This is a genomic window from Cognatiluteimonas sedimenti, from assembly GCF_022808325.1.
Lineage (GTDB): Bacteria > Pseudomonadota > Gammaproteobacteria > Xanthomonadales > Xanthomonadaceae > Cognatiluteimonas > Cognatiluteimonas sedimenti.
This window is the reverse complement of the sequence record NZ_JALGCL010000001.1, coordinates 405,135-426,535: the sequence shown is the minus strand read 5'-3', so window position 1 is coordinate 426,535 and position 21,401 is coordinate 405,135. Positions and strand designations below refer to the sequence as shown.

General features: G+C 68.8%; 21 protein-coding genes. 6 read left to right on the top strand and 15 right to left on the bottom strand.

From position 1 onward, the window contains the following. Nucleotides 1–79: 79 nt before the first annotated feature. On the bottom strand, nucleotides 80–970 hold the full coding sequence (gene folD, locus MQC88_RS02115) for a bifunctional methylenetetrahydrofolate dehydrogenase/methenyltetrahydrofolate cyclohydrolase FolD (protein ID WP_243318782.1): 891 nt from the start codon (nucleotides 968–970) through the stop codon (nucleotides 80–82). A gap of 79 nt (nucleotides 971–1,049) precedes the next feature. On the opposite strand from folD, the gene MQC88_RS02110 reads away from it, so the two are divergent. Next, on the top strand, nucleotides 1,050–1,355 hold the full coding sequence (locus MQC88_RS02110; RefSeq protein WP_243318780.1) for a DUF1244 domain-containing protein: 306 nt from the start codon (nucleotides 1,050–1,052) through the stop codon (nucleotides 1,353–1,355). 22 nt (nucleotides 1,356–1,377) lie between these two features. After that, nucleotides 1,378–1,584: a hypothetical protein gene (locus MQC88_RS02105; RefSeq protein ID WP_243318778.1), complete on the top strand. Its 207-nt coding sequence runs from the start codon at nucleotides 1,378–1,380 to the stop codon at nucleotides 1,582–1,584. Here the strand turns inward: MQC88_RS02105 and MQC88_RS02100 are convergent. The 11 genes from MQC88_RS02100 to ndk all read right to left on the bottom strand — a co-directional run bounded on the left by MQC88_RS02100 (nucleotide 1,570) and on the right by ndk (nucleotide 12,454). Continuing rightward, on the bottom strand, nucleotides 1,570–2,580 hold the full coding sequence (locus MQC88_RS02100; RefSeq protein ID WP_243318777.1) for a DUF2272 domain-containing protein: 1,011 nt from the start codon (nucleotides 2,578–2,580) through the stop codon (nucleotides 1,570–1,572). The genes MQC88_RS02105 and MQC88_RS02100 overlap by 15 nt on opposite strands. Before the next feature lie 53 nt (nucleotides 2,581–2,633). Further along, nucleotides 2,634–3,788 (bottom strand): molybdopterin-synthase adenylyltransferase MoeB, encoded by a 1,155-nt coding sequence (gene moeB / locus MQC88_RS02095; protein ID WP_256451739.1) that lies wholly within the window; start codon nucleotides 3,786–3,788, stop codon nucleotides 2,634–2,636. 12 nt (nucleotides 3,789–3,800) lie between these two features. Further along, nucleotides 3,801–5,051: a molybdopterin molybdotransferase MoeA gene (locus MQC88_RS02090; RefSeq protein WP_243318773.1), complete on the bottom strand. Its 1,251-nt coding sequence runs from the start codon at nucleotides 5,049–5,051 to the stop codon at nucleotides 3,801–3,803. Beyond that, nucleotides 5,048–5,647 carry a molybdenum cofactor guanylyltransferase gene (mobA, locus tag MQC88_RS02085; protein WP_243318771.1) on the bottom strand — a complete coding sequence of 200 codons (600 nt, stop codon included), beginning with the start codon at nucleotides 5,645–5,647 and terminating at the stop codon, nucleotides 5,048–5,050. Before mobA ends, MQC88_RS02090 begins: the two co-directional genes overlap by 4 nt. Next, nucleotides 5,644–7,044: a ribosome biogenesis GTPase Der gene (gene der / locus MQC88_RS02080; protein ID WP_243318769.1), complete on the bottom strand. Its 1,401-nt coding sequence runs from the start codon at nucleotides 7,042–7,044 to the stop codon at nucleotides 5,644–5,646. Before der ends, mobA begins: the two co-directional genes overlap by 4 nt. Before the next feature lie 105 nt (nucleotides 7,045–7,149). Beyond that, entirely contained in the window at nucleotides 7,150–8,307 is a 1,158-nt protein-coding gene (gene bamB, locus MQC88_RS02075; RefSeq protein ID WP_243320217.1) for an outer membrane protein assembly factor BamB, read from the bottom strand. Between the two features lie 53 nt (nucleotides 8,308–8,360). Next, the gene (locus tag MQC88_RS02070) at nucleotides 8,361–8,996 is read right to left on the bottom strand and encodes a YfgM family protein (RefSeq protein WP_243318767.1); all 636 of its coding nucleotides are present in this window, start codon (nucleotides 8,994–8,996) and stop codon (nucleotides 8,361–8,363) included. Between the two features lie 83 nt (nucleotides 8,997–9,079). Then, nucleotides 9,080–9,919, bottom strand: a complete 840-nt coding sequence (locus tag MQC88_RS02065) for a helix-turn-helix domain-containing protein (protein WP_425491524.1) — start codon at nucleotides 9,917–9,919, stop codon at nucleotides 9,080–9,082. Next, nucleotides 9,920–10,732 (bottom strand): type IV pilus biogenesis/stability protein PilW, encoded by an 813-nt coding sequence (pilW, locus tag MQC88_RS02060; RefSeq protein ID WP_243318763.1) that lies wholly within the window; start codon nucleotides 10,730–10,732, stop codon nucleotides 9,920–9,922. Continuing rightward, nucleotides 10,719–12,011, bottom strand: a complete 1,293-nt coding sequence (rlmN, locus tag MQC88_RS02055; RefSeq protein ID WP_243318761.1) for a dual-specificity RNA methyltransferase RlmN — start codon at nucleotides 12,009–12,011, stop codon at nucleotides 10,719–10,721. Before rlmN ends, pilW begins: the two co-directional genes overlap by 14 nt. Before the next feature lie 17 nt (nucleotides 12,012–12,028). Continuing rightward, nucleotides 12,029–12,454, bottom strand: coding sequence for a nucleoside-diphosphate kinase (gene ndk, locus MQC88_RS02050; protein ID WP_243318759.1), 426 nt, complete (start codon nucleotides 12,452–12,454; stop codon nucleotides 12,029–12,031). Nucleotides 12,455–12,686: 232 nt separating this feature from the next. Between ndk and MQC88_RS02045 the strand changes: the two genes are divergently transcribed. From MQC88_RS02045 to MQC88_RS02030, 4 genes are all read left to right on the top strand, one after another. After that, nucleotides 12,687–13,334, top strand: a complete 648-nt coding sequence (locus MQC88_RS02045) for a TetR/AcrR family transcriptional regulator (RefSeq protein WP_243318757.1) — start codon at nucleotides 12,687–12,689, stop codon at nucleotides 13,332–13,334. Between the two features lie 5 nt (nucleotides 13,335–13,339). Then, nucleotides 13,340–15,712, top strand: a complete 2,373-nt coding sequence (locus tag MQC88_RS02040; RefSeq protein ID WP_243318755.1) for a 3-hydroxyacyl-CoA dehydrogenase/enoyl-CoA hydratase family protein — start codon at nucleotides 13,340–13,342, stop codon at nucleotides 15,710–15,712. Nucleotides 15,713–15,827: 115 nt separating this feature from the next. After that, a complete protein-coding gene (locus tag MQC88_RS02035; protein ID WP_243318753.1) occupies nucleotides 15,828–17,033 on the top strand; it encodes an acetyl-CoA C-acyltransferase in 1,206 nt (401 codons plus the stop codon). Between the two features lie 34 nt (nucleotides 17,034–17,067). Next, nucleotides 17,068–17,547, top strand: coding sequence for a hypothetical protein (locus tag MQC88_RS02030; protein WP_243318751.1), 480 nt, complete (start codon nucleotides 17,068–17,070; stop codon nucleotides 17,545–17,547). A gap of 28 nt (nucleotides 17,548–17,575) precedes the next feature. Here MQC88_RS02030 and galU read toward each other — a convergent pair whose 3' ends face one another. From galU to MQC88_RS02015, 3 genes are read right to left on the bottom strand one after another with little or no spacing between them, the layout of a single operon-like run. Continuing rightward, nucleotides 17,576–18,493 carry a UTP--glucose-1-phosphate uridylyltransferase GalU gene (gene galU, locus MQC88_RS02025; RefSeq protein WP_243318749.1) on the bottom strand — a complete coding sequence of 306 codons (918 nt, stop codon included), beginning with the start codon at nucleotides 18,491–18,493 and terminating at the stop codon, nucleotides 17,576–17,578. Beyond that, nucleotides 18,493–20,403: a polysaccharide biosynthesis protein gene (locus MQC88_RS02020; protein WP_243318747.1), complete on the bottom strand. Its 1,911-nt coding sequence runs from the start codon at nucleotides 20,401–20,403 to the stop codon at nucleotides 18,493–18,495. The genes galU and MQC88_RS02020 overlap by 1 nt, the downstream gene beginning before the upstream one ends. Next, nucleotides 20,400–21,401: an MraY family glycosyltransferase gene (locus MQC88_RS02015; RefSeq protein WP_243318746.1), complete on the bottom strand. Its 1,002-nt coding sequence runs from the start codon at nucleotides 21,399–21,401 to the stop codon at nucleotides 20,400–20,402. The genes MQC88_RS02020 and MQC88_RS02015 overlap by 4 nt, the downstream gene beginning before the upstream one ends.

The following is a 21,401-nucleotide window of genomic DNA, read 5'->3' as shown; positions in this document are numbered from 1 at the left end:
TGGATGAAGCGCGTCATTGTAGCGCTTCGCGGGCAGGCCGGCGCGCATCGCCGGCGTTGCCCGCGCCCGCAAGGAGGACCTAGTTGCCGTCCCAGGCCTCGGCGGCTTCCAGCGTGTTCTGCATCAGCGTGGCCACGGTCATCGGCCCGACCCCGCCCGGGACCGGCGTGATCCAGCTCGCCCGCCGGGCTGCGGCGTCGAAACCGACATCGCCGACCAGGCGCCCATCGTCGAGGCGGTTGATGCCGACATCGATCACCACCCCGCCGGGCTTGACCCATTCGCCCGGGATCAACGCCGGGCGCCCCACCGCGACCACCAGGATGTCGGCGCCGCGCACCGCGGCCTCGAGCACCGCCGGCGGAGTGAACTTGTGGCAACTGGTGGTAGTGCAGCCGGCGATCAGCAATTCCAGCGCCATCGGCCGCCCGACGTGGTTGCTCACGCCCACGATCGTGGCGCTCTGCCCGCGCACCGGCCGGTCGGTGTACGCCAGCAGCGTGGTGATCCCGCGCGGGGTGCACGGGCGCAGGCCGAACTGGCGCAACGCCAGGTGGCCGACGTTCTCCGGATGGAAGCCGTCGACATCCTTGCGCGGGTCGATGCGATGGATCAGGCGAGTCGCATCGCGATGCCCGGGCAAGGGCAGTTGCACCAGGATGCCGTGCACCTGCGGGTCGGCATTGAGCTTGTCGACCAGCGCGAGCAGTTCGGCGTCGCCGGTGTCGGCCGGCAGGTCGAAGTCGATGGCGCGGATCCCGACCTTCTCCGCCGCTCGGCGCTTGTTGCGCACGTACACCGCCGAAGCCGGGTCGTTGCCCACCAGCACCACGGCGAGGCCGGGCCGCGGCTTGCCGGACGCGATCCTGGCGTCGACCTGCGCCTTGAGGGTGTCGAGCAGGTCCTCGGCGATGCGCTTGCCGTCGAGGATGCGGGCCATGTGCTCGGGAACCATCATGCGGTCGGGCATCGCCGGAAGCCTGGATAGGGCATTATCGCCCATACGCATACGCGTGCTACACGACGCCCCGCATGGGCAGGCGGCCAGCATGACCCAGATCGATCACGAGACCACGCAGGTCGAGGCGGCCGCCTTCCGCCGCCTGCTGCGGCACCTGCTGCACGAGCGCGCGGACGTGCAGAACATCGACCTGATGATCCACGCCGGCTTCTGCCGCAACTGCCTGGCGGACTGGTATCGCGAGGCGGCGCAGGCGCGCGGCATCGAGATGACCCGGGACGAGGCACGCGAAGCGGTCTACGGCGAACCGTTCGTGCAATGGAAGCAGCGCCACCAGAAGGACGCGACCCCGGAACAGCTGGCGGCATTCGAGGCCGCCAGGCAGCGGCAGTGAAACGACACGAGGGGGAACAGGCATGTCGATCGCGGGACTGTGCCCGAAGTGCGGGCAGCGGGTATTGCATGTCGACGTCGAGAGCGTCGTCGGGCTGGTAGGCGGGGAAAGCAAGGCCCGCTGCCTGAGTTACAGCTGCATCCATTGCCACGCGGTGCTGGGCGTGGAGATCGATCCGCGCGCCAAGCCGCGGCCGCGGCGTCGGCCGACGACTTCAGCGCCCGGGTAGCAGGCTGCGGCCGGCGCCCTGCGCAGGGCAGCGCGGCACCCCGGAACCGACCACGCAGTTCACGCAGCATTGCGTCGTCGGCGGCTGCGGAAGCGGCGCGCTGCGCAACGGCTGCAGCGGCTTGAGCTTGAGCAGCACCGCCCAGTTCTGGCGGTTGAAGCTGCAGCTTGCTTCGCTGCCGGGCGCGCACCCGAGGTTGCTGCCGCGCGGCAACGCCCAGAACAGGCCGTTGCGATTGAGCGGCAGGGTACGCAGGGTGACGCCCTGCAGCACGTTGCCGCCGACCAGGTAGAGCTTGTCCCGCGCCGGGCTGGCGGCGACGGCGATGTCGCAATGCATCGCCAGCCCCCCATTCGGATCGGCACCGAGGAAGGCCGTCAGGCCGGCGTATCCGGCCACCGTGCTGCTCCCGCGCACGTAGCACAGCAGGTCGCCGATTGCGGGCGCGGTCGTATCCGGGTCGGCGAACGTGTACGGGCTGCTGTCCGGATGCACGTAGGCATCGCGAACGTAATCGACGTGGCTGGCCGAGGGCCGGAATCCCGGGACTCCGGCCTGCACCATCACGTACGAGACGAATGCCGCCGACCACGGCTTGTCGACCAGGAACGCACGGCAGGCCGGCGACGGATAGCCGTCGTTGGTGGCGTAGCCGCATTCCGATGCGCCGGCCGAATTACCCATGCCCCAGAGCAGTCCGCTGCCACGCCAGTAGTCGGCGACCCGCTTCCAGGCGGGGGTGGCGCCGTCGTCCAGGCGCGCGGTCTCGGCTTCGGACACGGTCATGCTGGCCATGCGGCCCTGCGCGTCGATGAAGGGGCTGAACCAGAGGGTGTTCTCCCGGCAGGCGATCGCGGCGATGCGCGCGGCCAGGCTGTCCGGCGTTGCCGGCGCCTGCGTGCACACGCCTGCGGCGGTGGCCTTGCCCGCCGCCAGTGACAGCATCGCCAGCAGCAGCAAGGCTGGAAGAATGCGATGCACGCGGAGCATTTCCATGCGATCTCCTCCCTGAGACGGGTGCGTGGGCAGATTCCCGGCGCACCGATTGGTCACTGCCCGGAACAGAACCTCGCGTAATCAATATAGCCGGGGAACGGCCTGCCGGCCGCGCAGACCGGGCAATCGGGATCCGGCGCCAGCCGCGTTTCCCGGAAACGCATCGCCAGGGCATCGAAATGCAGCAGGCGCCCGGCCAGTGATTCGCCCAGCCCCAGCGCCAGCTTGAGCGCCTCGGTCGCCTGAAGCATGCCGATCACGCCGGGCAGGACGCCGAGCACCCCGGCTTCGCTGCAGTTGGGCGCGGCCTCCGGTGGCGGCGGGTCCGGGAACAGGCAGCGATAGCACGGCGCCCTTCCGCGCTGGCGGCCGGCGTCGAACACGCTGACTTGGCCTTCGAAGCGATGCACTGCACCGTGCACCAGCGGCTTGCCCAGCTTCACGCAGGCATCGTTGAGCAAGTAACGCACCGCGAAATTGTCGCCGCCGTCGAGCACCACGTCGACGCCGTCGAGCACGCGCTCGACGTTGTCGCTGCTGACGCGCTCGGCGAGCGGCTCGACCCGGGTCCGTGGATTGAGCGCCGACAGCGCGGCGGCGGCGGATTCGACCTTGGCCACGCCGATCCGCGCCTCGGTGTGCAGGATCTGGCGCTGCAGGTTGCTGCGATCGACCACGTCGTCGTCGACAATTCGCAGCGTGCCGACCCCCGCGGCCGCCAGGTAGAACGCGGCCGGAGAGCCCAGGCCACCGGCGCCGAGCAGCAGCATCCGCGTCGCCTCCAGCCGCTGCTGGCCCTGCAGGCCCACCTCCGGCAGGCGCAGGTGGCGCGAATAACGTTCGCCGAAATCGGCATCGATCCCGGGGCGCAGCATCGGCAAGTCCGCGGTTTCCCAGGCCGCGGTGCCACCGGCAACCGAGCACAGGTTGCGGTACCCGCGGGCCGCCAGGGCTTGGGCGGCGAGCTGCGAGCGGCGACCGCCCTGGCAGATCAACACGATCTCCGCATCCGGGTCGGGCAGGTACTGCCCGGGCGCGGCTTCCAGTTCTTCGCGGGCGATGCCGCGGGCGCCCGCGGCCATGCCCAGCGCGCGTTCGTGCCCGGCGCGCACGTCGACCAGCAGGGCACCGGCGTGCAAGCGTGCCAGCGCCTGGGCGGGGCTGAGTTCGCGGATCTCCATGCCGGCATTATCCGCCGTTCGGCGCAGGCGTGGCCGCCGTCAGTACGGCAGCACTTCCACCAGTTCGCCGGCGACGAACGCGTGCTCTCCTTCCGGCAGCACGATCAGCGCGTCGGACTGCGCCGCGGCAGCGAGCCGATGCGAACCATCGGCGGGATTGGGCGCCACCTGCAGCGTGCCGTCCGCGCCCGGAAGCAGGCGCCCGCGCAGGAACTCACGCCGCGCGTGGCGCTTGTCGAACGCACTCGCCAGTCGCGCGTGCCAATGCGGGCGCGGTTCCAGCCTGCCCTGCAACCCGTCCAGCAGGGCGCGGCCGAACGTCAGGTACGTCGCCAGTACCGATACCGGGTTGCCCGGCAGGCAGAGCAATTGCGCGCGCTCGAGCTGTGCGAACAGCAGCGGCATGCCGGGCTTCATCCGTACCTTCCAGAAATGCATGCGCCCCCGCCCGGCCGCGGCCTGGTGTTGCAGCAGGGCCGGGATGTGATCCTTCTCGCCGGCCGAAACCGCGCCACAGGTGATCACGACATCGAAGCTCGACGCGGCATCCTGCAGCATCGAGGCCACGCGCGCGGGATCATCCGCCAGGCTCGGCCAGGCGGTCGGCTCCAGTCCGTCCCCACGCAACAGTCCCATCAGCAGTTCGCGGTTGGAGTTGTAGATCTGGCCGGGTTGCAGCGCCATGCCCGGTTCGACCAGCTCATCGCCGGTGGTGAACACCGCGACCGTCGGCCGCCGCGCAACCTCGAGCTGCCCGATGCCCAGCGACGCGGCCAGCGCGATCCGCGCCGGGCTCATCACCCAGCCGGCCTCCAGGACGCGGTCGCCGGCACGCACGTCTTCGCCAGTGCGGCGGACATGCGCGCCAGGGCGGACACTGCCGGCGGGGACGACGACCCGGTTCCCGTCGACGCACGCGCTCTCCTTGATCGCGATGGCATCGGCGCCAGCCGGCAAGGGCGCGCCGGTGGTGATCCGCAGGCATTGGCGCCGGCCGATCGCAAGGCCGAGCGAATGGCCCGCGAACTGTTCGCCCACCAGTTGCAGCGCGCTGTCCGCGTCGGTGGCGAGGTCCGCGTGGCGCACCGCGAAACCATCCATTGCACTGTTGTCGAACGACGGCAATGCCATCGGCGCGACCACGTCCTGCGCCAGCACGTGGCCGTGCGCGCGGGCCAACGCCAGCGTTTGCGAGGGCAGCCGCTGCGCGGCGGCGACCGCGGCCACGATCGCGCGGGCCTGCTCGAACGGCAGGCCGCTGGGGAAGTCAGGGACGATGCTTGGATTCATGGCAGGGGGATGCCCGCTGCGCGCAGGTCATCGGGCGTGTTGAGGTTGCCGAAGCGTACGCCGGCGAAGCGGACGCAGGCCATGCCGAGGCCAGCCTGCAAGCGATGGACCGCCCACTGCCCGGCTTCCAGCGCCTGTCCTGCGGCATCGCGCAGCGCCTGTGTCCGCCACAGTGCCACCAGCGGCTGCAGGCCATCGTCGTCCTGCGCGAACGCACCGTTCCCGCCGGCGCCCGCATGCAGGCTCTGCAAGAGGCATTCGTTGACGCCGACAAGGTCCACAGGCAGGGTCAACAGCCACGGCGTCGTGCACGCGTGCGCCAGCGCGTCGAGCCCCGCAAGCGGGCCACCTTCGCCCGCACGATCGGCTACGACCCGCAGGTCCTGCGCCGCGTAGGCCGCCGGACCGGCATTGGCGCTGGCCAGCACTTCATGGACCTGCGCTGAGAAATGGCGTTGCCAGCGCACGACCTGCGGCACGCCGTCCCGTTGCAGCCACGCCTTGTCGCGGCCACCGAGGCGAGTGGCCCGGCCGCCGGCAAGAATGCCCAGGGTGACCGCGTGCGGCGCCAGCGCCGCCTGGCCGGGCGCGCTCATTTCCCGCGCTTGGCGTGCCGGATCAGGCGTTGCTTCTTCGCCACCTGGCGTTCGCTCAGCACGTTCTTCCGGTCCTTGTAAGGGTTGTCGCCCTCCTTGAACACGAACCGCACCGGCGTCCCCACCAGCTTGAAACGCTTGCGGAAGAAGTTTTCCAGGTACCTGCGATAGCTCTCCGACAGCGTGCGCAGGCGGGTGCCGTGGACGATGAACGTCGGCGGATTCTCGCCGCCCGGATGCGCGAAGCGCAGTTTGGCGACATGCCCGCGCACCACCGGCGGGGGATTGGTTTCGTAGGCGATCTCCAGCGCCTTGGTGACGTCGGCGGTGCTGAACTTGCGCGTCGCCGAGGCGTGGGCGCGATGGATCGCCTTGAACAGCTCGCGCAGGCCGGAGCCGTGCAGCGCGGAAATCCGCACGGCCTCGGCCCAGTCGACGAACGCGAGCTTGCGCGCCAGCAATGCTTCGGTCTGCTGCCGCGTGTAGTCGCTCTGACCGTCCCACTTGTTGACCGCGACCACCAGCGCGCGCCCGGCATCGAGCACTGCGCCGAGCACGGTCGCGTCCTGGTCGGTCACGCCTTCGCCGGCATCGAGCATGATCACCGCGACCTGGCACTGCTCGATCGCCTGCAGCGTCTTGAACACCGAGAACTTCTCGACCGCCTCCTCGACCTTGCCGCGGCGGCGCAGGCCGGCGGTGTCGATCAGCCGGTACTTGCGGCCGTCGCGTTCCAGGTCCACCGCGATCGAATCGCGCGTGGTGCCCGGGACGTCGGAGGCGATCATCCGCTCCTCGCCGAGGATGCGGTTCACCAGCGTGGACTTGCCGACATTGGGGCGCCCGACGAAGGCCACGCGTATCCGTTCGGGATCGTCGTCGAGGATTTCCGCGTCGCCATCGGCCGGCAGTTGCGCCAGCACCTTCGCCAGCAGCGCATCGAGACCCTGCTTGTGCGCCGACGACACGGCCAGCACGTCCTTGATCCCGTAGCGCGCGAATTCCGCGAGCGCGGCCGGGACATCGATGCCGTCGGTCTTGTTGACGACCAGGAAGGTAGGCTTGGCCACCTTGCGCAGCCACGCGAGGATGTCGTCGTCGATGGTCGAAGCGCCTTCGCGGCCATCGACGATGAACAGGATGAGGTCGGCTTCCTCGGCCGCCGCGCGCGACTGGCGTGCGGTGGCCCCCTGCAGGCCCTCGTCGACGCCGGCGATGCCGCCGGTGTCCACCAGCGCGAAGGGCCGCGATTCGTCCAGCCGGCAAACGCCGTAGTTGCGGTCGCGGGTCACGCCCGGGGCGTCGTGCACCAGCGCGTCGCGCGTGCGCGTCAACGCGTTGAACAACGTCGACTTGCCGACGTTCGGGCGTCCGACCAGGGCGACCAGGGGCAACATGACAGGGGTGCGTTCCGGAAAGTGTGGGACGAGAACGATGCGGTTGAAACGCGCGACCCCGGGCGGCAACGGCGCCCGGGGTCGCGATAGACCAGCCTGGGGCGGTTACTGCCCGAGGCGCCAGGCGCTGAGTTCGCCGCCTGTGCTCTGCACGACCAGGATGCCGTCGACCACGACCGGGTTGGCGCGGATGGCGTCGCCTGCGGCGTCCACGCGCGCGGCGAACGCACCATCGGCGAGCCTGAGCCAGTGCAGGTAGCCGTCGTAGTCGCCGACCACGGCGTAATCGCCCTGGATCGCCGGCCCGGTGACGTTGCGGCGCGCGAGCGCGGCCTGTTGCCACAGCGCCGCGCCGCTGGCCTTGTCCAGGCCCCAGACCGTGCCGTCGCGATCGGAAACCACCACGCGATCCGGGGAGACCGCGGCGCGCCCCGAACCGCCGGCGTCATGCGCCCAGACCGGCTGCCCGCTGGGGCCGTCGATTGCCATCGTCTGCTTCTTGTAGCTGGTGGCGTACAGGGTGGTGCCGTCGAGCACCGGGGTGCCGTCGACATCGGCCATGCGGTCCAGTTCGCTGCGGCCTTCGTCGGCGGCCACCGTCTGTTCCCAAAGCATCCGGCCGTCGACCAGCGCCAATGCCGACAGCGTGCCGTCGTCGTTGCCGACGAAAACCAGGCCCGGGCCAAACAGCGGCGCGTCGTTGCCGCGGACGCTCAGGGTCGGGGTCTCCTTTTCCCAGAACCAGCGACGCTCGCCGCTGGCCTCGTCGAAGGCGGTGACGCGTCCATCGTTGGAGCGCACCAGCACCACGCCCTGCCCCACGGCCGGCGCGGCGACCACTTCGCTGCCGACCTTGGCCGTCCACTTCTGCGTGCCGGTCGCGGCATCGAGCGCGACCACGTCGCCCTCCAGGCTGCCAACCACGACCACGCCGTCGCCCACGCCGGGGCCACCGGACAGCGGCAGCTCGCTTTCGTAATGCCACAGGGCCTGCCCTGTCTGCAGGTCGAAGGCGCGCACTCCACCGTGCACGGCGGCGGCATAGACATGCCCATCGGCAATCGCCGGGCCCTGGCGTGCGCCGAGCAGGCCTTCGCCCTCGCCGGCGCTGGCGGACCACAGCTTCCCGACGGTCAGCGTCGGCGTGAACTCCGTAAGCTTGGCGGGCTTCAGCGCATCGCTGCTCTTGCCGCCGAACCAGCCCTTTACCGTGCTGCAGCCACCCAGCGCTACCACGCCGGCGAGCAGCAGCGCGAGGCCCATCCTGGAACCGGAGAACTGCGGGTGCGATGTGGAATGCGTGTCTGCGGGCTTCATCAACTGCGGGCCTCGGGCTTGGCCGGCATGCCGCCGACCTCGGAAAGTTTGAGTTCGACCACGTTGCGTTGCGGCGAGCCGACTTCCAGCCCGGTCAGGGCCTGGGCGTAGGCGGCCTGCGCCTGCAACTGCTGGCCAAGCGCGCTGTAGGCGTCGCCACGGACCTGCAGGGTTTCCGGATCTCGGCTGTCGGCGGGCAACATTGCCAGTGCGTCCTTGGCCTTGCCGGCATCGATCAGGAGCCGCGCCAGGCGCTGGCTGATGATCGCCGCCATGCCCGGATCCTTCGCCTTGGCCGCGCGCAGCGTGGCAATGGCGTCGTCGCGCTTGCCCGCGGCCAGTTGCGCCTTCGCCAGCGCCATCGCCGCCAGCGTGCGGTAGGTGCCTTCGGGCAATGCCGCGACCTGTGGCTGCGCCTTCGCCAGGTTGCCTGCCTTGAGGGTGTCGATCGCGGCCTGGTACTGCACGCCGGCCTGCATGCGCTGGTGCTCGCGCTGCTGCTGCCACCACTGCCAGCCCCAGATCAGCGCCAGCCCCAGGGCCACGCCGCCGATCAGGCCGGCGCCGTTGTCGCGCAGCCAGCCGCGTACGCGCTCGCCCTGTTCGTGTTCGTCGAGAAGATCGTCGATTGCCATGCGGCTGCCATGCTGCCTGTTGGCCGGCGCAGGCGGCTGCTGCCGGGGGTGGACTGGACTCGCGGCCGTGGGCCGCGACGGACTCAGTCGGCGGCGGGCGCGAGGGAACCGTCAGAGGATACCGTAAAGCGCGCAACGTTCGCGCGCAGGTACGGCGCCAGGTCCGCCTTGTGGCCCTGGTTGCGGACCTCCACCGCGGCGGCATCGCCCAACACGATGCGGGCGACTTCGCCGGCGTCGTAATTGCGCTGCTCGCCGGCGCGCAGCAGCCCCTGCTCCAGCACGCGCCCGTCGCGGGCGGTGACTTCCACCCAGCTGTCTCCACCCAGGCGCAGCGACAGCGTCGGCGCGGTCGCCTCCCGGGCCGGCAGCGGCGCCAGCGACGCCACCAGCGGATGCGGATCGTCCGCGACTGCACCGCGGTCGCCGGGTTCGGTGACGGCGCCGAGCGCCGGTACGTCGAGTGGCGCGGCATCGTGCGACACCACCGCCAGGTGCGGGCGCGTCGCCAGCCACACCGGGATCGCGATCGCGATCGTCATCACGATGTAGACGAAGCGGCGCGCGGCCTGCTCGGCGAAGCGTTGCAGCGGGCGCGTGTAGGTGCGCGGGGTGAGCGTTGGTGGCTCCACCGGTGCCACGCCGGACGCCTCGAACATGGGCGAGGTGGTCAGGCCAAGCAGTCGCGCGTAACTGCGCAACTGCCCGCGCACGAACACCGGCGCGCCGAGGCGGCTCCAGTCCTCGATCTCGAGCGAGTCCACGACCCGCAGTGGCATCTTCAGCCGCGCAGCGACTTCGGCCTGGCTGAGGCCGGCGGCTTCGCGGGCCTTGCGCAGGCGCGCACCGCAGCCGCGGTCCCCCTCTGGCACCCTGTCATCCGGCCGGAATTCTCCGGGCTGGCTCGGATTTTCCTGGCTCATCTATTGCCCCAGATCCCCTGACGGCGTCCGCGCTTGCGGAAACTCCGTCCTGATTCGCTGAACATAACGAGCGGCCGCGGTCGTGTCGCCGAGTTTCTGCTCGATTTGTGACGCAAGTTGCAACACCTGCGGCGTGGCTGGTGCAGCGGCGAGCCTGCGCTCGGAGAAGGCGCGCGCCTGCAGGTAGTCCCCGGCGCGGTACTGGAGCAACGCCAGCGCCGCCAGCGCGGTCGGACTCTCGGGGTCGTACTGCAAGGCGCGGCGCAGGTCCCGCTCGGCACGCGCGCCCTGCCCCGCCGTCAACGCGCAGGAACCGGCATTGGCCAGCGCCGCGCCGGGCGTGCGGTAGCCGGGGTCGGCAAGGGCGCGGTCGAACAGCGCCAGCGATTCGCCGGCACGGCCGTTGCCGCAGAGCCATGCCCCGTAATTGTTGAGGACCGTACCGCTTGCCGGGGCCAGGTCCCTGGCCTTGGCGTAATGGGCTCCGGCGTCGACGGCGTTGCCACGCTGCTCGGCGATCATCGCCAGCAGCGTGTGGGCATCGGCCGATGCCGGGTCGGCCCTGAGCGCGGCATTGGCTGCGGCTTCCGCCTGCTCGAGCTGGCCATTGCGCAGGTGGAGTTCGGCCATCGCCACCTGGTCCATCGCCGCCACCCGCTTCTGCTCCCCCGGAGCGGCCCGCACGGTGTACTCCGGTGCCACTCGGGTGTACTCGCCGCGCTCGAGCTTGGGCCTGACGAAGGTCAGTCGCGAGCAGCCGGAAACGACAATCCCGACCAGCACCAGGCAGGCCAGCAGCCTATGCAGCCGCATCACGACCTGCTCCGTCCGGATCGATGCCCTGGGCGGCGAGCTTGTTGCGGAATTCGGCCTGGCGGCGGGTGCGGTCCATGACCTGCCCCTTGAGCTGCCCGCAGGCGGCGTCGATGTCGTCGCCACGGGTGCGGCGCACCATGGTGAGCACCTGCGCGTCGAGCAACAGCTTCTGGAACGCGCGGATGTCGCTTTCCGGTGATCGCTCGAAGCGTGTGCCGGGGAACGGATTGAACGGGATCAGGTTGACCTTTGCCGCGTCCTTCATCTGTACGGCATTGTCGAACTGGCGCATCAGCCTTGCCAGTTGCCGCGCGTGCGCCGGCTGGTCGTTGACGCCCTTCATCAGGGTGTATTCGAAGGTGATCGACGAGCGCGGCTTGCGCTGCACGTAGCGCTGGCAGGCGGCCATCAGTTCGGCGATCGGGTACTTCCTGTTGAGCGGCACGAGTTCGCTGCGCAACTCGTCGTTGGCTGCGTGCAGCGAGACCGCCAGCGAGACGTCGCTCTCCTCGCCGAGCCGGTCGATCATCGGCACCATGCCGGCGGTCGACAGCGTCACCCGCTTGTTGGCCAGGCCGTAGCCGAGGTCATCGCGCATGATGCTCATCGCGCGAACGACGTTGTCGAAGTTCATCAACGGCTCGCCCATGCCCATCATCACCACGTTGGTGAGCTTGCGCTGCAGGTGCGGGACGTTGCCCAGGTGGCGCGCGGCGACCCAGACCTGGCCGATGACCTCGGCGGTGGTGAGGTTGCGGTTGAATCCCTGGGTGGCGGTCGAGCAGAACTGGCAGTTGAGCGCGCAGCCGACCTGGCTGGACACGCACAGCGTGCCGCGCCCCTTGTCGGGGATGAACACCGCTTCGATCGCGTTCCGGGGGTCCATGCCCAGTAGCCATTTATGGGTGCCGTCGGCCGATGGCTTGTCCAGAAGAACCATCGGCGCGCGCACTTCGGCATGCCGTTCGAGCTTGGCGCGCAGCGCCTTGCCCAGGTCGGTCATGTCATCGAACTGCGTGACGTGGCGGTGGTGGATCCACTTCATGACCTGGTGGGCGCGATAGCGCTTCTCGCCCAGCGTCTGCTCGAAGAAGTCCTCCAGCGAAACGCGGTCGAGGTCGAACAGGTTGGTCCGGGCGCCGGCCGGAGCCGGCACCGGGTTGTTGCTGGCCGAATCCGCCAGGCCGTTTCCGGCCTGGTCGAGCACGCGCGCAGGCGACTGCTTCGCCTCGTCGGCGAAGGCAGCGGCTGCCGGGATGTCGCGCGTGGTGGTCATGCCCTCTCGTAACGTGGTCAGCGTGCGTAGACGGCGGTGGCCGGGAAGAAGTATGCGATCTCGATCGCGGCGTTCTCCAGCGAATCGGAACCGTGCACCGCATTGGCGTCGATGCTGTCGGCGAAGTCGGCGCGGATCGTGCCTGGCGCGGCATCCTTGGGGTTGGTGGCGCCCATCAGGTCACGATGCTTGAGCACGGCGTTCTCGCCTTCCAGCGCCTGGATCATTACCGGGCCGGAGCTCATGAAGTTCACCAGCGCGCTGAAGAACGGGCGCTCGCGATGCACCGCATAGAAGCCTTCTGCTTCCTGCCTGGAAAGATGCTTCATCTTCGCGGCGACGACCTTGAGGCCGGCCTTTTCGAAACGCGAATAGATTTCGCCGATGACGTTCTTGGCGACGGCATCGGGCTTGATGATCGAGAGGGTGCGCTCCAGCGCCATGGGGAATTTCTCCGGGCAGGCGGGCCGCGGACAGGCCCCTGCAATCCTGGCAGAGACGTCCGCAACCCAGAGGATAACAGAAAAACCCGCGTCGAAACGCGGGTTTAGCCGACATGGCTGCGGTAATTGTAACGGATGCAACACGCGTCCTGCACGTGTTTTCGACAACGACGATTGACTGGCCCGGGCCCCGGGACTAGCATCAAACAAGCGTTTGATTCAGGATGCCACGATGTCCGCCACCGCCCAGTTCTCGACCAAGGACCGCATCCTCGGCGCCGCCGAGGAACTATTCGCCCAGCATGGCTTCGCCGGGACTTCGCTGCGCCAGGTCACTACCCGCGCCGACGTCAACATCGCCGCCGTCAATTACCACTTCGGCAGCAAGGAGAACCTGGTCAACGAGGTCTTCCGCCGGCGCATGGACGAGATGAGCGGGCGTCGCCTGGCCCAGCTCAAGGCGGCGCTGCAGCAGCACCCGGGCGAACTGGAGCCGGTGCTGGCCGCGTTCGTGGAGCCGGCGCTGGCAATGGCCCAGGACCGCCACGGCGGTGGTGCCTTCATCCGCGTGATCGCCCGCGCCTACGCCGAGAAGAACGACAGCCTGCGCAAGTTCCTGTCCGACCAGTACGGCCATGTGCTGCGCGATTTCGCCAAGGCGATCGCCGGCTGCGTGCCCGCACTGGGCAAGGAGCAGCTGTACTGGCGGCTGGATTTCCTGTCGGGCGCGCTGACCTACGCGATGGCCGATTTCGGCCTGATCAAGCGGCCGGCCGGCTTGCCGGAAGCGGCACACCGCGCGCGCGCCGCACGGGAGCTCATCCGGTTCGCTGCCGCCGGCCTCCAGGCCGACACGACTGATTCACATTCAAAGGCTTGAAGCACATGTCGAAGAATTTGCTTGTACGCAAGGCCGCGGTCCTCGGGGCCGGGGTCATGGGCGCGCAGATCGCGGCCCACCTGACCAATGCCGGCGTGGACACGGTCCTGTTCGACCTCCCGGCCAAGGACGGCGACCCCGACGGCATCGTGCTCAAGGCGATCGCCAACCTGGGCAAGCTCAGCCCGGCACCGCTGGCCAGCAAGGCGGTGGCCGCAGCGATCACGCCGGCCAACTATGCCGACGGGCTCGAATTGCTGCGCGGCTGCGACCTGATCGTCGAAGCGATCGCCGAACGCATGGACTGGAAGCAGGACCTGTACCGGAAGATCGCGCCGTTCGTGCCGGCCCATGCGGTGCTGGCCAGCAATACCTCGGGCCTGGGCATCAACGCGCTGGCCGACGTGCTGCCGGAGCAGTTGCGCCCCCGTTTCTGCGGCGTGCACTTCTTCAACCCGCCGCGCTACATGCACCTGGCCGAGCTGATCCCGGCGCGCACCACCGACGCGGCCGTGCTCGAGGGCCTGGAAAGCTTCCTCACCACCACCCTGGGCAAGGGCGTCGTCTACGCGCGCGATACGCCCAACTTCATAGGCAACCGCATCGGCGTGTTCTCGATACTGGCGACGATGCACCATACCCAGGCTTTCGGGCTGGGCTTCGACACCGTCGATGCATTGACCGGCCCGGCGATCGGCCGGCCCAAGTCCGCGACTTTCCGCACCGCCGACGTGGTCGGCCTGGACACGATGGCGCACGTCATCAAGACCATGGCCGACACGCTGCCCGCGGATCCCTGGCACGCCCATTTCAGGTCGCCGATATGGCTGGAGGGGCTGGTCGCGAAGGGCGCGCTCGGGCAGAAGACCGGCACCGGCATCTACACCCGGCGTGGCAAGGACATCCTCGTACTCGACCTCGAGGCCCAGGACTACCGCGCCAGCGCGGGTGAGATCGCGCCGGAGGTCGGCGCGATGCTGAAGGAAAAGGATCCCGCGAAGAAATTCGCCGCGCTGCGGGCCAGCACGGACACGCAGGCGCAGTTCCTGTGGGCGGTATTCCGCGACCTGTTCCACTACAGCGCCTTCCACCTCAGCGACATCGCCGAGACCGCCCGCGATGTCGACCTCGCCATCCGCTGGGGTTACGGCTGGTCGCTCGGCCCGTTCGAGACCTGGCAAGCCGCCGGCTGGAAACAGGTGGCCGAATGGATCGCCGAGGACATCGTCGCCGGCAAGGCGATGAGCGACGCCCCGTTGCCGGACTGGGTGTTCGACGGCCGCGACGGCGTGCATGGCGCCGAAGGCAGCTACAGCCCGGCCAGGAACGCCAAGCTGCCGCGCTCCGCGCTGCCGGCGTACAGGCGCCAGCGCTTCCCCGATCCGCTGCTGGGCGAGCGCGCGGACCCCGGCGAGACGGTGTTCGAAAACGACGGCATCCGCCTGTGGCACGACGGCGACGGCATCGCCGTGGCCTCGTTCAAGACCAAGCTGCACACGGTCAACGACCATGTGCTCGATGGCCTGCAGCACGCCATCGGCATCGCCGAACGCGACTTCCGCGGCATGGTGCTGTGGCAGCCGAAGGAACCGTTCTCCGCGGGCGCCGACCTCGCCGGCGCGCTCGGCCTGCTGCAGGCCGGCAACCTCGCCGGCTTCGAGGCGATGGTCGCGAACTTCCAGGCCACCAGCCAGCGCATCAAGTATTCGCTGGTGCCGGTGGTGTCCGCGGTGCGCGGGCTGGCGCTGGGCGGCGGTTGCGAATTCCAGATGCACGGCGCGCGCACGGTGGCGCACCTGGAAAGCCACGTCGGCCTGGTCGAAGCCGGCGTTGGCCTGTTGCCGGCCGGCGGCGGGCTGAAGGAACTGGCCGTGCGTGCCTCGCAGGCCGCCGGTCCGGGCGGCGATGTATTCGCACAACTGAAGCGGGTGTTCGAGACCGTGGCGATGGCCAAGGTCGCCACTTCCGCCGTGGAAGCGCAGGAGTTCGGCCTGCTGCGCGATGGCGATGTGGTCGTGTTCAACGCGTTCGAGTTGCTGCACGTCGCCAGGCAGCAGGCGCTGGCACTGGCGGAAACCGGTTACCGCCCGCCGCTGCCGGCGAGGCGGATCCAGGTCGCCGGCGACGTCGGCATCGCCACGTTCAAGATGCTGCTGGTGAACATGCTCGAAGGCCGCTTCATCAGCGAATACGACTTCGAAATCGCCACGCGCATCGCCACCGTGTGGTGCGGCGGCGAGGTCGATCGCGGTTCGCTCGTGGACGAAGACTGGTTGCTGCAACTGGAACGCACCCATTTCATCGAACTCGCGCAGCAGGAGAAGACCCAGTCGCGGATCGCCCACATGCTCAAGACCGGCAAGCCGTTGAGGAACTAGGAAACAGCCGGAGCGGCTTCGGCCGCGAGTCTTTCCACGCGTGCCTGCGCCCAAACGGCGCAAGGCGCAAACCGTTCCCACCGAAGCCGTGGCCTGAATTCCAGAGAGAAGCGCAATGAGCAGACAAGTCCAGGACGCCTACATCGTCGCCGCCACCCGCACCCCGGTCGGCAAGGCCCCGAAGGGCGTGTTCCGCAATTCCCGCCCCGACGACATGCTGGCGCACGTGCTGCGCAGCGTGGTCGCCCAGGCGCCGGGCATCGACCTGGGCCGAATCGACGATGCGATCATCGGTTGCGCGATGCCCGAGGCCGAGCAAGGCATGAACGTGGCACGTATCGGCGTGCTCCTGGCCGGCTTGCCCGACACCATCGCCGCCCAGACCATCAACCGCTTCTGCTCTTCCGGCCTGCAGGCGGTGGCATTGGCGGCCGACCAGATCCGGCTGGGCAACAGCGACCTGGTACTGGCCGGCGGCACCGAATCGATGTCGATGGTGCCGATGATGGGCAACAAGGTCGCGCTCTCGCCTTCGGTGTTCAAGGACGACCACGTGGCCATCGCCTACGGCATGGGCATCACCGCCGAGAAGGTCGCGGAGGAATGGAAGGTGTCGCGCGAAGACCAGGATGCGTTCGCCCTGGGGTCCCACCAGAAGGCGATCGCGGCAATCCAGGCTGGCGAGTTCCGCGACGAGATCAGCCCGTACCAGGTCGTTTCGCATCTCCCCGACCTGGCCGGCAACACCGTCAGGCTGCAGCGACGCCTGGTCGATACCGACGAGGGCCCGCGTCCGGACTCGACCATCGAAGGGTTGGCGAAGCTGAAGCCGGTATTCCGCAATGGACAGTTCGGCGGCACAGTCACCGCCGGCAACAGTTCGCAGATGTCCGATGGTGCCGGCGCGGTGCTGCTGGCCTCGGCACAGGCGATCAAGGACTACGGCCTGGTGCCGTTGGCGCGCTTCGTGAGTTTCTCCGTCGCCGGCGTGCGCCCGGAAGTGATGGGCATCGGCCCGATCGCGGCAATCCCCAAGGCCTTGAAGCAGGCGGGCCTCGGCAAGGACCAGATCGACTGGATCGAGCTCAACGAAGCATTTGCCGCCCAGGCGCTGGCGGTGATCCGCGACAGCGGGTTGGACCCCGCCAGGGTCAACCCGCTCGGCGGTGCGATCGCGCTCGGCCATCCGCTCGGCGCCACCGGCGCCGTGCGCACCGCAACCATCGTCCACGGGCTGCGCCGGCGCCAGCAGAAGTACGGCATGGTGACGATGTGCATCGGCACCGGCATGGGCGCGGCCGGAGTCTTCGAGGCGCTGTAACGGGCCGGAGGGGCGGCGGACGGCAGCACTCGGATTGCAGACCGGCGATCTGTACAACATGGCGCATGCCGCGCCTGATGCGAGCATGGAAATCCACCGCGCCGATCCGTCCTGCCGCAACCGGACGCTGTTGTTGCTGGCGCTGACGGTCTTGCTGTGCGCGGTATTGTTGCTGCTGCTCGATGCCTGGCTGGGGCGCGTCAGTGGCGGATTGGGCAAGAGTGATCCCGACACCTTGAGGAGCTGGCTGCGTGGCTTGCTGGCCGGCGTCGGGATTGCGTTGGCGGTGCCCGCTGCGTTGCTGGGGAGCGGCCTCCGGCGATTGGGCCTGGCGTCGCGGATCGAAGGTCGCTTTCCGCCCCAGGCCTGGAAAACCCTTCGCGATGTCCGCGTGCTGCGCGATGCAGCGGCATCACGCTGGGCGCGCCGCACCGAGCTCGCGGGGCTGGTCGCGATTGCCTTTGCGACGCTGTTGCTGCCCTGGTCGGGCTGGGTTTGGTGGCGATTCGCGTGACCAAACGCAGCTGCAACGGCCAAGCCGGTTATTCCTGATCCACCACGCCCATTTCGCCCAGCGCGCTCTGCATCATCTGCCGCGCCGCGTCGCTGAGCACCTCGTGGTCAAGTGCGTAGCGGATGGTCGCTTCCACCAGGCCGATATGGGTGCCGCAATCGAAGCGGGTACCCTGGAAACGATAGGCCAGAACGGGCTGTTCGCGCAGCAGCGCGGAGATCGCATCGGTGAGCTGGATCTCGCCGCCCGCTCCCGGCGCGGTCGCTTCCAGCAGGTCGAATATCCGCGGGGACAACACATAGCGACCGACCACGGCGAGCGTGCTCGGCGCACTCGCGGGATCGGGCTTCTCCACCATCGCCGTGATCCGTCCCTGGCGCCCGCGGAAATCGTCGGTGGCGACGATGCCATAGCTGCCGGTCTGCGCGCGCGGCACGTCCTGGGTTGCGATCACGCTGGCGCCCGAAGCCTGCGCGGCATCGGCCATCTGCTTCAAGGCGCCCGGGCCGCGATTCCAGATCAGGTCGTCGGGCAGCAGCACCGCGAACGGCTCGTCGCCGATCACGGGGCGGGCGCACAGCACGGCATGCCCCAGCCCCAGTGCCTCGGCCTGGGTGACGAAGACCGCGCGCACGCCTTCGGGCAAGACATGGCGTACCAGTTCGAGCTGCTCGGTCTTGCCTGCGCGTTCGAGCTTTTGTTCCAGCTCGTAGGCCTTGTCGAAATAGTCCGCGACCGCATGCTTGTAGCGGTTGGTCACGAACACGAGGGTGTCGCACCCTGCCTCGATGGCTTCGTCGACCGCGTACTGGATCAGCGGCCGGTCGATGATCGGCAGCATTTCCTTGGGCACCGTCTTGGTCGCCGGCAGGAACCGGGTGCCGAGGCCCGCCACGGGAAACACCGCCTTGCGGATGCGGCGGCCGGCTGGGGGTGCCTCAGCCATCAGGTCTTCCTGGCATTGCGCGCCGGAAATGCAACCACGGTCGCCGAATCCTGTTCGGCGGCGGCATTGTCAACCGGCGCGAACTCGGGCACGGCCTCGCGCAACAACGACGCGAGCTCTTCCAGGTCATAGCGCGCGACCGCGTCGCGCATGCGCAAGCTGGCCGACGCCACCCGCTCGGCGGCGATGCTGCGGGCTTCGGCCTGGAGGATCTTGGTGTGCATCGTGGGGCGATAGCGCTCGTCGGCATGGAACAGGTTCTCATGCAGCTTCTCACCAGGACGCAAGCCGGTGTACACGATGGCGATGTCGCGCTCGGGCTGCTTGCCCGCGAGCCGGATCATCTGTTCGGCGAGCAGCTTGATCGCGACCGGCTCGCCCATGTCCAGGGTGTAGACCGCGTGCTGCGAACCCATCGCGGCAGCCTGCAGGATCAGCTGGCAGGCCTCGGGGATCGTCATGAAGTAACGCGTCACTTCCGCATCGGTGACCGTCACCGGACCGCCGTTGCGGATCTGTTCGCGGAACAGCGGGACCACGCTGCCGGCCGAATCCAGCACGTTGCCGAAACGGACCGTCACCGATCGCGTGGCATGCGGTTCGGCCAAGGCCTGGCACACCATTTCGGCCAGGCGCTTGGTCGCGCCCAGCACGTTGACTGGATCCACTGCCTTGTCGGTGGAAATCAGGACGAAACTGCCGACCCCGGCGCGCTGGCTTTCGCGGGCCACGACTTCGGTCGCAAGCACGTTGTTGCGCACCGCTTCGCGAAGTTGCGTCTGCAGCAGGGGGACCTGCTTGTAGGCGGCGGCGTGGAAGACCGCTTCGGGGGACGAGCACTCGAGCGCATGCCGCATCACCGCGGGGTCTCCGCAATCGCCCAGCACCGGGACGCAACGGACCTGCGGGAAGTCGCGCCGCAATTCCGACTCCATGGTGCTCAGCGCCAGCTCGTCTATTTCCACCAGGGTGATCTGGCGGGCGCCGTGCCGCGCGCATTGGCGACACAGTTCGGATCCGATCGAGCCGCCGGCGCCGGTCACCAGGATGCTGCGCCCGCCCAGCCATCCGTGGATCGCCTTCCAGTCGGGCGTGACCGGCTGCCTGCCGAGTAGGTCTTCGATCGCGACTTCCCGCAGTTCGCCCGGTAGGGACCGTCCTTCGAGCAGGTCGTCCAGCCTGGGAACGCGGCGGAAAGGCAAACCCGTGCGCTCGCATGCCGCCACGATCCGCCGCATCGACGCCGCATCCAGCGAAGGCATGGCGATGACCAGCAATTGCGCGGCGGTCTCCGGCGCGATGCGCTCGATATCCTCGATCCGTCCCAGGACCGGGATGCCCTGCAGGTGGCTTCCGCGCAGTTTCGTGGCATCGTCGAGGAAACCGACCGGTTGGTACGCACCCGCGCGATGCAAGTCACGCACCAGGGCTTCGCCGGCCTGCCCCGCGCCCAGGATGAGTACCCGCAGCACCGCCTGGTCCGAATACGACAACTGGTGGTCCTTCCACGCGCGGTACAGCAGCCGGGGCATGCCCAGCAGCGCCGTCAACAGGACGGGGTAAAGCAACAGGACCGTCCGGGGCACCTGCTCCAGGCGGTTGTAGAGGAACAATCCGATGACGATGGCGAGCAGGCCGAAAACGCAGGCCTTGAGGATGTTGACCAGGTCGGGAACGCTGGCGAAGCGCCAGATGCCGCGATACAGGCCCACGCGCCAGAACACCAGGCCCTGGGCCAGCAGCACCAGGGCGACTTCCGCGGACCAGGGGGACAGGGGCGAGGGCTCGGAGCGCATCGCGTAGCGGAACAGGTGCAGGCCGGTCCATGCCAGCCACACCATGCAAAGGTCGTGCACGACGACCGCCGCGCGAGGCAACCCGATGCCGATGCGATCCTTCCAGCCTGTCATTCCCTGCTTCCCTCCGTGCTGCCAGCCATCCCTTGCAGCTTCCACCACGCCACGGCGGAAAGCAGGTATCCGACTCCGACGGTCGCCATTATAGCCACGGGCGACCAATGCCTCGCGACGAGCATGGCTGCCACGGTGATCGCGGTCCATGCGAAATAGGCGCTCGCAGCGGTGCCATGGCTGCCGATCCTCCGTGTCCAGCGCTGGTAGGCATGTTGCGCATGGGGCGTCCACCAGCGTTCCCCGCGCACCATGCGAGCCCCCAATGTCAACGTCGCGTCAACGGTGAACGCGCCAAGGGGAAGCAGGAGGACAGGCGCGTGAAGCCAGTCCAGCTCGAGCGCAAGCATCGAAAACAGCGCGGCCAATGCAAATCCAAGCGCCCCGCTGCCGACATCCCCAAGAAAGATGCGTGCCTTGGGCAGGTTGAACGGCAGGAAGCCCGCGCACGCGGCGAGCAGTGCCGACCCCATCCATGCCACCGCGCCGTTGCCCGAGAACGCGGCATATCCGAACGCCACCAGGCCCGCCTGGCTGGCCGCCAGGCCATCGATGCCATCCATGAAATTCCAGATGTTCACCAGCACCACGGCCAGGACGAAGGCCATGGCAGCGGTCGCCAGCCCTGCCCCGGCGGCAATCACACCCCAGGCGAGGATCGCTGCCGCGACCGCATGCGTGGCGAGCCGCAGCCACGGCGACAACGGTCGATGGTCATCGATCCAGCCGATCCCGGCGACCAGCACGAGGCCGATGCCGATGGCGACATGCAAGGGCGCCGGCCCCGCGTCGGACAGCGCCAGCCAGGCGAGCGCGAGCAGCAACGACGCGACAATCGCGATCCCGCCGCCACGCGGCGTCGGCGTGTCGTGGCTGCGACGTTCGCCGGGCTGGTCGATCAGCGCATGCCGCATCGCATAGCCCCGCGCCAGCCACGTGCCGGCCAGTCCGATCGCGAAATGCAGTGCGAGCCACCCCGCCATGCCGGGCTCGGGCAC

Bases quoted from the DNA above. Each gene is read 5' to 3' on its own strand.
- folD (WP_243318782.1), bottom strand. From the start codon at position 970: ATGCCCGACCGCATGATGGTTCCCGAGCACATGGCCCGCATCCTCGAC.
- MQC88_RS02110 (WP_243318780.1), top strand. From the start codon at position 1,050: ATGACCCAGATCGATCACGAGACCACGCAGGTCGAGGCGGCCGCCTTC.
- MQC88_RS02105 (WP_243318778.1), top strand. From the start codon at position 1,378: ATGTCGATCGCGGGACTGTGCCCGAAGTGCGGGCAGCGGGTATTGCAT.
- MQC88_RS02100 (WP_243318777.1), bottom strand. From the start codon at position 2,580: ATGGAAATGCTCCGCGTGCATCGCATTCTTCCAGCCTTGCTGCTGCTG.
- MQC88_RS02090 (WP_243318773.1), bottom strand. From the start codon at position 5,051: ATGAATCCAAGCATCGTCCCTGACTTCCCCAGCGGCCTGCCGTTCGAG.
- mobA (WP_243318771.1), bottom strand. From the start codon at position 5,647: ATGAGCGCGCCCGGCCAGGCGGCGCTGGCGCCGCACGCGGTCACCCTG.
- der (WP_243318769.1), bottom strand. From the start codon at position 7,044: ATGTTGCCCCTGGTCGCCCTGGTCGGACGCCCGAACGTCGGCAAGTCG.
- bamB (WP_243320217.1), bottom strand. From the start codon at position 8,307: ATGGGCCTCGCGCTGCTGCTCGCCGGCGTGGTAGCGCTGGGTGGCTGC.
- MQC88_RS02070 (WP_243318767.1), bottom strand. From the start codon at position 8,996: ATGGCAATCGACGATCTTCTCGACGAACACGAACAGGGCGAGCGCGTA.
- MQC88_RS02065 (WP_425491524.1), bottom strand. From the start codon at position 9,919: ATGAGCCAGGAAAATCCGAGCCAGCCCGGAGAATTCCGGCCGGATGAC.
- pilW (WP_243318763.1), bottom strand. From the start codon at position 10,732: ATGCGGCTGCATAGGCTGCTGGCCTGCCTGGTGCTGGTCGGGATTGTC.
- rlmN (WP_243318761.1), bottom strand. From the start codon at position 12,011: ATGACCACCACGCGCGACATCCCGGCAGCCGCTGCCTTCGCCGACGAG.
- ndk (WP_243318759.1), bottom strand. From the start codon at position 12,454: ATGGCGCTGGAGCGCACCCTCTCGATCATCAAGCCCGATGCCGTCGCC.
- MQC88_RS02045 (WP_243318757.1), top strand. From the start codon at position 12,687: ATGTCCGCCACCGCCCAGTTCTCGACCAAGGACCGCATCCTCGGCGCC.
- MQC88_RS02040 (WP_243318755.1), top strand. From the start codon at position 13,340: ATGTCGAAGAATTTGCTTGTACGCAAGGCCGCGGTCCTCGGGGCCGGG.
- MQC88_RS02035 (WP_243318753.1), top strand. From the start codon at position 15,828: ATGAGCAGACAAGTCCAGGACGCCTACATCGTCGCCGCCACCCGCACC.
- galU (WP_243318749.1), bottom strand. From the start codon at position 18,493: ATGGCTGAGGCACCCCCAGCCGGCCGCCGCATCCGCAAGGCGGTGTTT.
- MQC88_RS02020 (WP_243318747.1), bottom strand. From the start codon at position 20,403: ATGACAGGCTGGAAGGATCGCATCGGCATCGGGTTGCCTCGCGCGGCG.